Raw genomic sequence first — 12,147 nt, forward strand, 5'->3', positions numbered from 1 at the left:
GGCTCGGTCGGCTCCGTTGCAGTGCCGGATCTCGAAGTCCGGGCCGAGTGCGTCCACGGTCGCGGGCGACAGCTCTTCAGCGATGAGTACGACAGGTCTGCGCATGGGAGATTGCCTTCCTCGGTGGGGGCGGGGCGGGGCGGGAACGCGGTTGGAAGGCGTCAGCCGCCCGCCGGGTACCGGCCCCCCGCGTACAGCACGGCGGGCGGCCGTTCGTCGGCGCGCGACCAGGTCACGGCGCCGGCGACGAGAGTGTGGTCGAACACGCGGACCGAGTTGCTGACGTCGCACACCGCGGCCACCGAGGCCGCCGCCAGCACCGGGACGCCGTGCTGCGGGTGCCAGGACACGCCGTCGAAGCGCTGGGCCGCGGTGCCCGTCGCGAACTGCCCGGCCAGGTGCCGGTCGCCGAACGCCAGCACGTTCACCGCGAAGGCGCCGCTCGCCAGGACCTGTTCCAGCGTCCGGCTCGCCGTGGACAGCGAGACGAGCAGCGCCGGTGGCCGCAGCGACAGCGACATGACGGCGTTCGCGGTGCAGCCGACCGGCCCGTCGGGGCCCTGTGCGGTGATCACCGCGACGCCCGTGGGCAAGCGGGCCATCGCGTGGCGGAACGCCTCGCCCGACACTCCGGCAGGCGCGGACAGCAGGCTCTCGGTCGTCATCGGTGCTCCCCGCCTTCGGGGCCACCGGTGTCACGCAGGGTCTGTTCCATGATCGTCCTCTCTGGGGGGAGGTCCGCGCCCAGGGCTTGCCGGGCGCTCAGCAGCTGCTCGACCGCGCGGTCGACGACGCCGGGGCGGGGCCGGCCTCGCGCGGCGGACTGGGCCGCGAACCGCAGCGTGCGGGGCAGTTCGCCCCAGGCCGCCGACGCGGCCGCGCCCGACTCCGGGTGGAGCCGGCCGTCCGCCACCGCGAACGCCAGCGCGTAGGTGTGGTGGCGGGCGGCCGCCCACAGGTCGTCGACGTACCGGGCGAGCACGGTGGCGTCGGTGCGGAAGGCGCCGGTGATCGCCGCCAGCGACGTCTCCAGACGAAGGCTCCAGGTTCCCGGGCCGGGTGCGGCGCCGTCGCCGGGGGGTGCGGCCTGCCAGGTCAGCCATCGGTAGTGCCCGGCGGGCGGGAGCGGTGTCTCCTGGCCGAGCGCGAGCCGGTCGCGGCGCACCGTCTCCGGCGGCGGGTCCGGCACGGGGGCGAGGGCCGCGGCCAGATCGGCGTCGCCGATCCAGCCGTGGAAGGGTTCCTGGTCGCCGAAGGGGGTGAGGGCGGTGAAGTGGTCGGCCACCCGCCAGCGGCCCGCCCGGTGCTCGTGGATCAGCAGCCAGTGCGGGGCGTCCGCCCGCCCGTGGGCCGCCGCCCAGGGCAGATGGCGGGTGTTGCCCGTGGCCAGGACGCGCTGCTCGCGGTGCAGGGTGTCGAGCAGCGCGGCGCGGGCCGCCGGCCAGCCGGCCGCGCCGCGGTAGGCCAGCTCCCGGCCGTCCCCGGTGCGGTCCACCCGGGGGTGGTGGGAGAAGGCCAGTTCGCCGGGGGGCAGGTCCAGGCGTACGGCGAGCCGGACGCCTTCGGCGAACCGGCGCCGCACGCCTGGCACGTCGGGCGCCAGGTGGGCGAGGAGGTTCGTCGTGTAGCAGCTGAGGTCCGGCATCGTGGCCGGCGCGCCGGTCGGGTTCACGAGGTGTCCAAGTCAGGGCGAGGGGCGGAGAAGGCGCAGCTCAACGGCGTCCGCGAGAGGTCGCGCAGGCTGATCCACTGGAAGTCGTGCCACTGTCCGCGGCGGCGGCCGGGCCGGATGTCGATCGCCCACGGCCGGCCGGACAGTCCGGTCCCGGCCGCTTTGACGCAGGCTTCCTGGGCGGTCCACACCCAGGCGAACTCGGCTGCCCGTGTGCGCTGCGGCAGTGTGGCGACCTGCGGGGTGTGGGTGCCGAGGCAGCGGCGCAGCAACGCGTCGGGGACGCTGTCGGGGGGTTGTTGGACGTCGACGCCGACCTGGCGGTGCCGGGCGACGGCGACGGCGACGGCGTCTCCGTCGTGGGAGATGCTGATGCCCGTGCCGGGGGCTCCGGCGAGGACGGGGCGTCCCTGCTCCTCGGCGAGCACCGGCTCGTCGGCCAGTTCCGGGAGCGTGGTGCGCAGCAGGTGGCGCAGCAGGGCGCGGCTGGCGAGGAACTCCTGCACCCGCCACCGGGGCAGGAGGGCCGCGGCCGCCCGGTCGTGGGGGTGCGGGTCGGGGCGGGCCCACCGGCCGCGTTCGCCCCGCGCCACCCAGACACCGGGTGTGACCTGGAGCGTCAGAAGAGTCATGAGCGCAACTCCGTGAGTAGGGTGTCCGCGTGATCGGCCACCGCGGCGAGGACCACCTCGGTGACGCCGCCGCCGACGCCCAGGACGCCTGCCTCGCTGCGGATGGTCTGGGCGCCGTCGCGGGCGAAGCCGTCGGCGCCCTGGAGCTGGGCGCAGGCGGCCAGCACGGGGTCGGCGACGAGGCCGGCCGCGGATTTCAGCAGGGCGGCCGCCGCGAGGTCCTGGCGGCGGGTGACCCGTTCGCCGAGGCTCTCGCACAGCGCGCGCAGCTGCCGCACCTGCACCAGGCAGGCGGCGTAGCGCTGGCGCACGGCGTCGTGGTGCCACAGGGTCCGCCCGTCGCAGTGCCGCCGGGTCAGCCGTTGCCTGGTGTCGGCGAGCACCCTGCTGGTCAGCGCCACCGCCCACAGGGCGCCCGCCAGGCGTTCGGTGCCCATGTGCCGGGCGAAGACTGCCATGCCGCGTCCGGGCCGCCCCACGATGTGGTCGGGCGGCAGCCGTACGCCGTCGAGTTCGACGTGCCCGGTGGCCGAGCCCCCGAGCAGGTCGCTGTCGGCCGGGCGCACGCGCACGCCGGGTGCCGTGGCGGGCACGAGCACCCAGGTGAAGCTGGTGAAGTGCCGGCCGGGCCGGTGCCGGGCCAGGACCAGCAGCCGGTCGGCGGCGCACGCGGTGGTGATCCAGCGTTTGCCGCCGGTGAGCAGCAGCCCGTCCGGTCCGATGTCCACCTCGGTGCCCAGGCCGGCCAGATCCGAACCCGGCGCGGCGCTGTCGGTGGCGGCGAGCGCCACCGTCGCCGCCCCGGACAGCGTCTCGTCGAGCGCCTGCCGTACGGGTCCCGTGGCGGGGGCGCAGGCGGCGAGGACCGGCAGTGCGCCGGCCGCCTGGACCAGCACGCTGAGGGTGACGCCGTTGTCGCCGCGGGCGTCCACGGCCCCGATGAGGTCGGCGAGCCGTGCGGGGTCCAAGGTGGCGGTGGTCCCCGGGCCGGGGCCGTCGTGGTCGTAGAGGCCGGTCAGGACGCCCGCCGCGCCGAGCGCCGCCCACACCTCGGACACCGGTGCGGTCGCGGGAAGCGCGGCCAGCGCGGTGGCCGCGCGGGGGCGGTGACGCGCGGTCGGGGCGCGATCCGCCTCGATCAGGTCAGGCAAGGCGCACCTCCGCATCGAGCAGGGCGAGCTTGCCGTCGACCAGGTGCAGGCGGTCGTTGCTGTAGTTCAGGGCGGCCGAGCGCAGGTCCCGCAGGCTGTGTTCCAGGCGGGTGGGTGAGTCCTTGAGATAGCCGTGCCGCATCCCGGCGGCGTCCACCAGGTCGTCGACGGCCCGGTAGCACTCGTCCGCCGCGGTGATCTTCAGCGCGTTGAGCAGCAGCTGGACCCGGGGCACGCTGAGGTCGTCGGCGGTCGCGACGACCTGCCGGGCGCGGTCCAGCAGTGCGTGCACCGTGTCGATCCGCTGCCGGGCCCGGGACAGCCGGGTCAGCAGCAGTTCGGAGTCCAGGTCGACGCGCCCGCGGCTCTGCGGGGAGCGCAGCAGCTTGACGACGCGGGAGAGCGCGCCCGCCGCGGTGCCGAGCCAGCACGCCGACCAGCCCAGATGGGCCATCGGCCCGAACACCGTGGTCACGATGGTGCGGAACGCGCCGTGCTCACCCACCACCTGATGGGCGGGGACCGTGCCGGTCAGCCGCAGGGCGACGCTGTGGCTGGCGCGCATGCCGAGCGGCTGCCAGTCGCCCGACCGTTCGACGGTGAGCTGGTCGCGGTGGGCGTAGACCAGCGACACCTGGTTGGGGGAGGACGGGGGCGGGCTCTGCATGGTGACCAGGAAGCCGTCGGCGTACTCGCCGCCGGTGACGATCGGCGCGAAGCGGTCCAGCAGCAGCTCGCCCTCGCGTGCGGCGAGCGCCGACTCGCTGCTCAGCAGGTGGCCGCCCTTGCCGGCCTCGGTGGTGACGGACGCCAGGTACATCCGGCCTCCGGCGATCTCGGGCAGCAGCTCGTCCCGCAGCCTCTGGTTGCCGTAGCGCACGACCGCGGCCACCTGCTGACAGTGCATCACGAAGATCATCGCCACGGACATGTCGGCCCGGCCGAGGGCGATGCCGGCGGTCACCACGTCGTCGGTGCTGCCGCCGAGGCCGCCGTGCGACTCGGGGACGAGCAGGCCGAGCAGGCCGCTGCGACGCATCTCCTCCAGCGCCTCGAGCGGGAACGACGCGTCCCGGTCGGTGCGTTCGAGGTGCTCGGCGGCCACGGCGGCGACCCGGGCCACCCGGTCGGCCAGTCCCGCGGCGGTCAGCGGCCCGGCGGCCGGGGCCGGCCGCGCGGGGGCGAACGTCGGCGCGCTCACGCGGCCGTCACCTGGGCCTCGTCCGCGGCGTACCGCGCGTCGAGCGCGGCGCGCACCACGGTCCACAGGCTGCCGGCGGTGGCGAACGTGTCGTCGTTCATGTCGTCGTCCGGCAGGGTCACGCCGAAGGCGTCCTCGATGGCGAAGAGCAGCTCGATGGCCTGCATCGAGTCGAGGCCCAGCTCCCGCAGCGACGTGTCGGGGGTGATCTCCTGCTCGCCGAGGAACTTCAGGAACGGTGTGAGCAGTTCGGTGAAACGGGCGTCCATCACTTCACTCCAGGGTCGGTGCCGGCCGGGGCCGGGACGGTGGTGCGGGTCAGGTGGATCCGGGTGATCTCGGGGGCCGCGCCGGGACGGTCGCCGTCGACGACGGCTTCCGCGGGCAGCGGATGGCCGAGGAAGGCGACGAGGCTCGCGCTCAGCCCGTACGCGCCGACGTTGGGGACGGCGACGAGGTCGCCGGGGGCGAGCGCGGGCAGCTTCGCGGCGCGCGCCCAGGTGTCGAGCGGGGTGCACAGCGGGCCGGTGACCAGGGTGTCGAGGAGCGGGCCGCCGTCGCCGTCGGTCCGGGCGCCGTGCGGCACCAGGCGCGGGTTCAGGGCGGGCAGCCGCCGCAGTCCCGACATGCCGCCGAGGTGGTTGATGCCGGACTCCAGGACGACGACGTCCTTGCCGTGGGACCGCTTCACGTCGAGCACGGCCGTCAGCAGGACCCCGGCGGTGCCCACCAGGTAGCGGCCCGACTCGAAGACGACCCGGGTGCCGTCGGCGTGCCGGCCGGGCAGTTCCGCGTCGAGCAGCGCGGTCAGCCGCGGCCGCAGTCCCGACAGGTCGATCCGCTCGCCCTCCGTCGCGAACGGCGCGCCGAAGCCGCCGCCGAGGTCCAGGACGCGGATGCGCGCCCCGTGCCCCGCCAGGGCCGCCGTCAGCGTCTTGGCGGTGCGCAGCGAACGGGCGAACTGGCCCACCAGCGCGTCCACTTCGCCGAGGTTGGTGCCCATGTACAGGTGCAGGCCGACGACCTCGGCGTGCGGCCGGCTCGCGAACAGTTCCGGCCGGTCGAGCACCCACCGGGTGTCGGCGCCGAACTGCGAGGCCACACCGGTCATCGCCAGGCCCTGGCCCGGCACCGGCTGGTCGTCGTTGACGCGCAGCAGACACCGCGCGGCGACGCCGGCCCGGCCGGCCAGACGGTCCAGCTGCCCGATCGCGTACGGGGAGTCCACGGAGAACGTCCGCACACCCAGCCGCAGCGCGTGGCCGATCTCCTCGTCCCGCTTGCCCGGACCGGTGTACAGGACGTCCGCGGCCGGCCAGCCCGCCCCGAGCGCGGCCTGGAGCTCGCCGGTGGAGCACACCTCGGGCAGCGCCCCGCGCTCACGCAGCACGGCCAGCAGGGACGGGTGCGCGTTGGCCTTCAGGGAGTAGTACAGGCCCGCGCCGCCCGGCAGCGCCTCCACCAGCATGGCGTGGTTGCGCCGGACCTCGGCCAGGTCGTAGACGTATGCCGGGGTGGGCAGGCGTGTCAGGACGTCGTCCGGCACCGGCGGGGCCGGCCGGGCGGTGCTACCGGGCCCGGACACGGGACGCCTCCTGCGTCAGGGCGGCGAGCGCCTTGCGGTCGACCTTGCCGTTGCCGGTCAGCGGCAGCGCGTCGACGACCAGGCAGTGGCGGGGGATCTTGAACTCCTCGATCTGCTCGCGCAGGCCCTGGAGCACCTCGGCGGGCGACAGCTCGCCGACCGTGAACAGCACCGCGGGGCACGGGCTCTGCGGCGGCAGGACGGCGGCCTCGCTGACCGCCGGGATGCGGCGGGCGGCGGCCTCGACCTCGGTGGCGCTGACGCGGAAACCGTTCTCCTTGTAGATGTCGTCGCGCCGGCCCTCGAAGTACAGGTATCCCTCCTCGTCCACCCACCCGTAGTCACCGGTGTGCAGTTGCGGCAGCAGGCCCTCCACCCGGTGGAAGCGCTGCGCGGTGAGCTGCGGGCGGCGCCAGTACCCCGCCATGACGTTCGGGCCGCGCACCACGATCTCGCCGACCTCCCCCGCAGGCCTGCGGCGGCCCTCCTCGTCGACGACGAAGACCTCGGTGCCCGGCAGCGCGCGCCCGCTGGAGCCGGGCCGCTCCAGGTCGGCGTCGGGCGGCATGATCGTGGCCCGCTTGCACTCCGTCAGACCGAACATCAGCTGCACCCGCAGCCCCGGCAGCGCCGAACGCAGCGCCTTGAGCGTCTCGGTCGGCATCGCCGCGCCGGTGTTCGTGAGCAGCCGCAGCGGCGGCCGTTCCCGGGAGGTCCGGCGCAGCAGCCGGGCCAGGGCGTCGGCCACGGACGGGACGGCGGCGAGCACGGTGGCGCCCGTGCGCACCAGGTTCCCCAGCAGCGCCGGACCGACCTCGGCGGGCCGGCCGATCACCACGTGGGCGCCGGCCTGCGCCGACAGGAACAGCTGGTAGAGGCCGTAGTCGAAGGACAGGGGCAGCGGGCTGTAGACGACGTCGCCCGGGCGGTACTCCAGCACCGACTGGATGGCCGTGGCGGCGAACGTCAGCTGCTGGTGGGTGCTGACGACGGCCTTGGGCAGCGAGGTGGTGCCGGAGGTGTAGATCAGGCACACGGGGTCGACCGTGAGCGGGCCGGGCGGCGGATCCCGCGGCGGGGGCGAGCCGGTGAAGGCCACCGCGGCCACCGCCCGTGTGCCGGCCGTGCGCACCCCGCGGCGCTGCGCGGCCGACTGCGAGTGCGGCGCGTCGGTGATGAGCAGGGCGGGCTCGCAGTCGTCGAGGACGTGGTCGAGCTGGATGCCGTGGACCTGCTCGTGCAGCAGTGAGAAGGCCACTCCGGCCCGGGAGGCGGCGTACACCAGCGCGGGCTGGGCGGTGGATCCCGGCGCGCAGATCACGAGCCGGTCGCCGCGCCGCAGTCCGCAGGCGTGCAGCCAGGCGGCCAGCCGCCGGGAGGCCGCGTCGAGTTCGCGGTAACTGAGGGTGTGGCCGCAGCTGGTCACGGCGGGCCGCTCGGGCCACTGGGCGGCTGCCCGGTCGAGCAGTTCGTGCAGCAGGTCGGCGTGGGCGGACATCAGTTCCCTCCGGTGCGTGCGACGGGACGGGCGGGCTGCGGCGCCGCCGTGCCGGCGGGCAGGGCGCGCAGCACGATGCGGCAGATGCCGTCGACGTGGTGCAGGTTCTCCGGGACGAGGTCGTCGGCGTCGAACTCGACGGACAGCTCGCGTTCGAGGCGTTCGACGATCTCCACCACCCGGAACGAGGTGAAGCCGGGGACGTCCGCCAGCGGCCGCCCCTCGAGCAGGGCCGCCGGGTCGGCCTTGAGCACGGCGCCCGCGGCGGCCGCGACGCGGGCCCGCAGCGGGGCGGGCAGGGGCGTCGCGTCGGCCGGCGGCGGCACGGCCGCGCGGACCGTCGCGGGGCCGAACGCCTCGCGGTCCCGGCCGAGTTGTTCCGCCAGGCGCGTGAACACCTCCCGGGCCTCGGGCCGGCCGCGCTCCACCCGCCGGTAGCCGAGGTACACGCTCTCGGCCAGCGACTCCCACGCCTCGACGTGCGCGAGGGCCGCGGTGTCGTCGGCGAGCATGCCGCGCGAGCGCAGGAAGTGGGCGTGCAGCTTGCGGGAGCGGGCCAGCAGCCAGGTCTCCAGGGTGAGCCGGTCGAAGGCGGCGCGCCGGTCGGGGTGCTCCGCGTACGCGGCGACGTACCGGGCGGCCGTCTCCTCGTCCGCCAGGTCGACTTCGGCCGCGGCCGGGGCGGGGGGACGTCCGGCCGGGGCGAGGGTGACGGCCAGCGCCGGTCCGGGCAGGGCGGCGGCCAGTGCGGCGCGGCTCAGCGGACGGCGGACCGGGCGGGCGCTGCCCCAGGGCGTCTCGTTGTGGTAGCCGTCCAGCACGACGGCGTCGGCGTCACCGGCCGGCTCCAGCAGGAAGCTGTGCTCCATGTGCCGTCGCCCGGCGTAGGGCACCCACGGCAGGTGGAAGGCGTCGGCCACCACGTAGCGGCCCTCGGCCGGGGTGAGGGCCTCGCCCGGCGCGGTGGTGCGGCGGTCCAGGACGGCGAGCCCGAGGCGCTGGGCCGTCTCGCCGAGCTGGTCGGCGGCGCAACGTTCCACCGTGGGCAGTGCGTCGGGCCCCGGCAGCGGGCGGAAGCGCAGCACGGCGCCCAGGTCCAGATGGGTTCCCGGGCCGTGCCAGCGTTCGGCCAGGATCGCCAGGTTGACCTGGACGCAGTCGAACAGCGGCCATTGCACGCAGGCGGGGAGTGACGCGGAGGCGGGCAGGGGGACGGAAGGGGACGCGGGCACGGAGGCGGGGGCGAGGTCAGCGGACATGAACGGCTCCCGCCCCCGCCAGCTGCTCCACCGGCTCCAGACCGCCCACGGCGCGGCGCAGCGCCTGCGGGTCGGGCGCCTCCTCGCTCAGCTCGCCGTCCAGGAACTGCTGGTAGGCCCCCAGGTCGAGGTAGCCGTGGCCGCTGACGCACACCACCACGCCCTTCTCGGCGCGCAGCAGGCCGTTGTTCCCCTCGGCTCCGGTGCCCGCCAGACGCGCGGCCGCGGCCAGCGCGTGACCGGACTCCGGGGCGGGCAGCACCATCTCACCGCGGGTGAAACGGCGGCCTGCGTCGAGCGCCTCGACCTGCCCGACGGCGGTGGCCGCGATCTGGTCGCGGTGGCGCATCGCGGAGAGCACCTTCGCCGCGCCGTGGAAGCGCAGCCCGGCCGAGTGCGAGTCGGGGATCGGGTAGGAGCTGCCGATGGTGTACATGGCCTCCATCGGCCCGGTGCCGGTGGCGTCCGTACGGTCGTAGGCGTACGTGCCGCGGGTCAGCTTGGGCGTCGTGCTGGACTCGGCGGCCACCAGCAGCGGCGGCTTCTCGCCCGCGGCGGCCGCGGCCGAGAAGAACGGCAGCGCGATCCCGCCGAAGTTGGAGCCCGCGCCCACGCAGCCCACCACCGCGTCGACCGACGCCTCCAGGCCGGCGAGCTGGTCGGCGGCCTCCAGGCCGATCACCGACTGGTGCAGGATGCTGTAGGTCTCCCCGCTGCCGATGCAGAACGCCGCGCCCTCGGTGCGGGCGGCGTACTCCACCGCCTCGCCGATGGCCAGCGACAGGCTGTTGACGTCGCCCTGGGCGCGCCGGGCCACCTCCGTGAGCGGGCTGGGGCTCGCGTGCACGGTGGCCCCGAGGGTCCGCATCAGCGTGCCCCGGTACGGCTTGCGTCGCAGGCTGCCCCCGACCATGAAGACGGTGCACTTCATGCCGAACATGGCGCAGGCAGCGGCCAGGGCGGTGCCCCACTGCCCGGCGCCGGTGCCGCTGACGAGTTCGCGCACACCGGCCCGCGCGTAGTAGTAGGCCTGCGCCAGGGCGGTGTTGAGCTTGTGGCTGCCGGAGATGTTGCCGCCCTCGTACTTCACGTAGACCGGCACCCGCGCCCCGACCGCGCGCTCGAAGCCTTGGGCCCGCCACAGCGGCGTGGGCCGGAACGCCCGGTAGGCGTCGGCGACCTCGGCCGGGATCTCCCAGTACTCCTTCAGCTGCACGCTCTGGCGCACCAGCGCCATCGGCAGGTTGACCTGCACGCTGCCGCCCCCCGCGGTCCGGGGCGTACGGTCTGCGGGCAGCCGCTCGTCCAGGTGCGGCAGGACGCTGCGCCAGCGGGCGGGCGGTTCGGCACGGCTCATCGGGACGCCTGCGCCGCGGACAGGACGATCTCGATCAGGTCGTGGACGGTGTGGAAGCTGCGCCCGACGAACAGGTCGTCGGGCAGGACGATGTCGAGTTCGTCCTCCAGGCGCACCAGCATGCCCACGAACCCGAGGGAGTTGACGCGCAGGATCTCGCCGTTGAGCGGCTCGTGGTCTTCGATGTCGGCAGGCCGCAGGGACAGCCGGGACTCGGCGATGACCACGCGCTTGACGGATTCGGTGACCGCGGCGCGGTCCAGTTGGGTGATCATGGTTCCTCCGTGAAGGGTCGGGAAGGCTTCGGGAAGGCCGGAGAGGGCCGGGAGGGCCGGGAGGGCCGGGAGGGCCGGGAGGGCCGGGAGGGCCGGGAGGGCCGGGAGGGCCGGGAGGGCCGGAGAGGGCCGGAGAGGGCCGGGAGGGCCGGAGAGGGCCGGGAGGGCCGGAGAGGGCCGGAGAGGGCCCGGCGCGCTGGGGAGGGCCCGGCGCGCTGGGGAGGTCAGGGCCGGGACGCGGTCAGGGGGCTGCGCAGCGTGCCGCGCGCCTCGACGACCCAGCTGTGGGTGACGAGCGAGCCGAGCGTGACCGGGCCGCGCACGTGCATGCGGCCGGTGCTGATGGAGATCTCGGAGCCGAGGCCGAGCGTGGGTCCGTCGTGCAGCCGCAGGGAGCCGTTGACGACGATCGCCGCGGCGTCGGCCCGGCGGGTGAACTCTGCGCTCACGCCGGCGTCCCGGGCGAGGACGCCCTCGGTGTGTCCGGAGCCGTAGCGCCGGATGTGGGCCAGCGCCTCGTCCAGGCCGTCGACCGCGCGCACGCCGATCGTGGCGTCCAGGAACTCCCGGCCGAGGTCGTGCTCGTGCAGGTCCTCGATGCGCCAGGGCCGGTGGCCGGTCCGTCCGCCGGGCCGCGGCACCCGCGGGTCGAGCCGCACGGCCACCTGCCGGTCGTCGCGCTCGGCGGCGCGCAGGATCGCGCTCACCAGATCGCCGGCGACCTCGGCGTCGACGAGCAGCATCTCGGCGGTGTTGCAGGCGGTCGGCTCCGGCAGCTTGCTGTCCAGGGCGACCTCGGCGGCGAGGTCCAGGTCGGCGCTGCGGTGCACGTAGAGGTGGTTGACGCCGCCGCCGCTGGCGATCACCGGGATCGAGGAGGCGCTGCGGCAGTAGTCGATGAGCGAGGGACTGCCCCGCGGGATCAGCACGTCGACGGCGTCGGGCCGCTTCAGCAGGGCGCGCAGCTGCGTCCGGTCGGGATCGTCGAGGACGGTGACCAGGTGGGCCGGGAGTCCCGCGGCCTCCAGGGCTTCACGGGCCACGACGGACAGCGCCCCGTTGGTGCGGGCGATCTCCTTGCCGCCGCGCAGCAGAACGGCGTTGCCGACGGCGACGGGCAGCAGGGCGCCCTCCACGGTGACCGTGGGCCGGGCCTCGTACACCATGAACACCACGCCGAGCGGCTTGGGCGTGCGCAGCCGTACCCCCCAGTCGCCGACGGGGACCCCGGCGTCGGGGGCGGTCACCTCGGCCAGTTCGGACAGGGCGGCACGGGTGAGCTGCTGGAGCCGGCCGAGGTGGGCGTCGGTCAGCCGCAGCCGGTCGAGCAGGACGGGGGACAGGCCGCGCTCCCCGGCGAGGGTCACGTCCTGCGCGTTGGCCTTCAGGACGGCCGGCCAGTGGTCGGCCAGGCGCTCGGCGAGTTCACGGCAGTAGCGCGCGTACGCCGGGTCGCCGGTCGGCGGCGCGGCCGCCAGGGCGGCGCGGGCGGATGTGAGCAGTGCGTCGGTCATGAT

General features: G+C 75.4%; 12 protein-coding genes. All 12 read right to left on the reverse strand.

Annotated features, from left to right (window positions below; genetic code table 11):
• Positions 1-161 precede the first annotated feature (161 nt).
• The 12 genes from IE239_RS38175 to IE239_RS38230 all read right to left on the reverse strand — a co-directional run bounded on the left by IE239_RS38175 (position 162) and on the right by IE239_RS38230 (position 12,144).
• Entirely contained in the window at positions 162-665 is a 504-nt protein-coding gene (locus IE239_RS38175) for a flavin reductase family protein (protein WP_190154048.1), read from the reverse strand.
• Positions 662-1,672 carry a hypothetical protein gene (locus tag IE239_RS38180; RefSeq protein WP_190154049.1) on the reverse strand — a complete coding sequence of 337 codons (1,011 nt, stop codon included), beginning with the start codon at positions 1,670-1,672 and terminating at the stop codon, positions 662-664. The genes IE239_RS38175 and IE239_RS38180 overlap by 4 nt, the downstream gene beginning before the upstream one ends.
• Positions 1,669-2,304 (reverse strand): 4'-phosphopantetheinyl transferase family protein, encoded by a 636-nt coding sequence (locus tag IE239_RS38185; RefSeq protein WP_229878669.1) that lies wholly within the window; start codon positions 2,302-2,304, stop codon positions 1,669-1,671. Before IE239_RS38185 ends, IE239_RS38180 begins: the two co-directional genes overlap by 4 nt.
• Positions 2,301-3,455 (reverse strand): acyl-CoA dehydrogenase family protein, encoded by a 1,155-nt coding sequence (locus IE239_RS38190; protein WP_229878671.1) that lies wholly within the window; start codon positions 3,453-3,455, stop codon positions 2,301-2,303. Before IE239_RS38190 ends, IE239_RS38185 begins: the two co-directional genes overlap by 4 nt.
• Positions 3,448-4,656 (reverse strand): acyl-CoA dehydrogenase family protein, encoded by a 1,209-nt coding sequence (locus IE239_RS38195; RefSeq protein WP_229878672.1) that lies wholly within the window; start codon positions 4,654-4,656, stop codon positions 3,448-3,450. The genes IE239_RS38190 and IE239_RS38195 overlap by 8 nt, the downstream gene beginning before the upstream one ends.
• On the reverse strand, positions 4,653-4,925 hold the full coding sequence (locus tag IE239_RS38200) for an acyl carrier protein (RefSeq protein WP_190154051.1): 273 nt from the start codon (positions 4,923-4,925) through the stop codon (positions 4,653-4,655). The genes IE239_RS38195 and IE239_RS38200 overlap by 4 nt, the downstream gene beginning before the upstream one ends.
• Complete coding sequence (locus IE239_RS38205) at positions 4,925-6,241, reverse strand: type III PLP-dependent enzyme domain-containing protein (RefSeq protein WP_229878673.1); 1,317 nt, start codon at positions 6,239-6,241, stop codon at positions 4,925-4,927. The genes IE239_RS38200 and IE239_RS38205 overlap by 1 nt, the downstream gene beginning before the upstream one ends.
• Positions 6,225-7,739, reverse strand: a complete 1,515-nt coding sequence (locus IE239_RS38210; protein ID WP_190154052.1) for a class I adenylate-forming enzyme family protein — start codon at positions 7,737-7,739, stop codon at positions 6,225-6,227. Before IE239_RS38210 ends, IE239_RS38205 begins: the two co-directional genes overlap by 17 nt.
• On the reverse strand, positions 7,739-8,998 hold the full coding sequence (locus IE239_RS38215) for an acyl carrier protein (protein WP_190154053.1): 1,260 nt from the start codon (positions 8,996-8,998) through the stop codon (positions 7,739-7,741). Before IE239_RS38215 ends, IE239_RS38210 begins: the two co-directional genes overlap by 1 nt.
• Positions 8,988-10,355 (reverse strand): TrpB-like pyridoxal phosphate-dependent enzyme, encoded by a 1,368-nt coding sequence (locus IE239_RS38220; RefSeq protein ID WP_190154054.1) that lies wholly within the window; start codon positions 10,353-10,355, stop codon positions 8,988-8,990. The genes IE239_RS38215 and IE239_RS38220 overlap by 11 nt, the downstream gene beginning before the upstream one ends.
• On the reverse strand, positions 10,352-10,630 hold the full coding sequence (locus IE239_RS38225) for an acyl carrier protein (protein ID WP_190154055.1): 279 nt from the start codon (positions 10,628-10,630) through the stop codon (positions 10,352-10,354). Before IE239_RS38225 ends, IE239_RS38220 begins: the two co-directional genes overlap by 4 nt.
• 224 nt (positions 10,631-10,854) lie before the next feature.
• The gene (locus tag IE239_RS38230; RefSeq protein WP_190154056.1) at positions 10,855-12,144 is read right to left on the reverse strand and encodes a glutamate-5-semialdehyde dehydrogenase; all 1,290 of its coding nucleotides are present in this window, start codon (positions 12,142-12,144) and stop codon (positions 10,855-10,857) included.
• Positions 12,145-12,147: the final 3 nt, after the last annotated feature.

The sequence above is a fragment of the Streptomyces humidus genome (assembly GCF_014649655.1).
GTDB classification, from domain to species: Bacteria; Actinomycetota; Actinomycetes; order Streptomycetales; family Streptomycetaceae; genus Streptomyces; species Streptomyces humidus.

Bases quoted from the DNA above. Each gene is read 5' to 3' on its own strand.
- IE239_RS38200 (WP_190154051.1), bottom strand. From the start codon at position 4,925: ATGGACGCCCGTTTCACCGAACTGCTCACACCGTTCCTGAAGTTCCTC.
- IE239_RS38220 (WP_190154054.1), bottom strand. From the start codon at position 10,355: ATGAGCCGTGCCGAACCGCCCGCCCGCTGGCGCAGCGTCCTGCCGCAC.
- IE239_RS38215 (WP_190154053.1), bottom strand. From the start codon at position 8,998: ATGTCCGCTGACCTCGCCCCCGCCTCCGTGCCCGCGTCCCCTTCCGTC.
- IE239_RS38230 (WP_190154056.1), bottom strand. From the start codon at position 12,144: ATGACCGACGCACTGCTCACATCCGCCCGCGCCGCCCTGGCGGCCGCG.
- IE239_RS38185 (WP_229878669.1), bottom strand. From the start codon at position 2,304: ATGACTCTTCTGACGCTCCAGGTCACACCCGGTGTCTGGGTGGCGCGG.
- IE239_RS38175 (WP_190154048.1), bottom strand. From the start codon at position 665: ATGACGACCGAGAGCCTGCTGTCCGCGCCTGCCGGAGTGTCGGGCGAG.
- IE239_RS38210 (WP_190154052.1), bottom strand. From the start codon at position 7,739: ATGTCCGCCCACGCCGACCTGCTGCACGAACTGCTCGACCGGGCAGCC.
- IE239_RS38225 (WP_190154055.1), bottom strand. From the start codon at position 10,630: ATGATCACCCAACTGGACCGCGCCGCGGTCACCGAATCCGTCAAGCGC.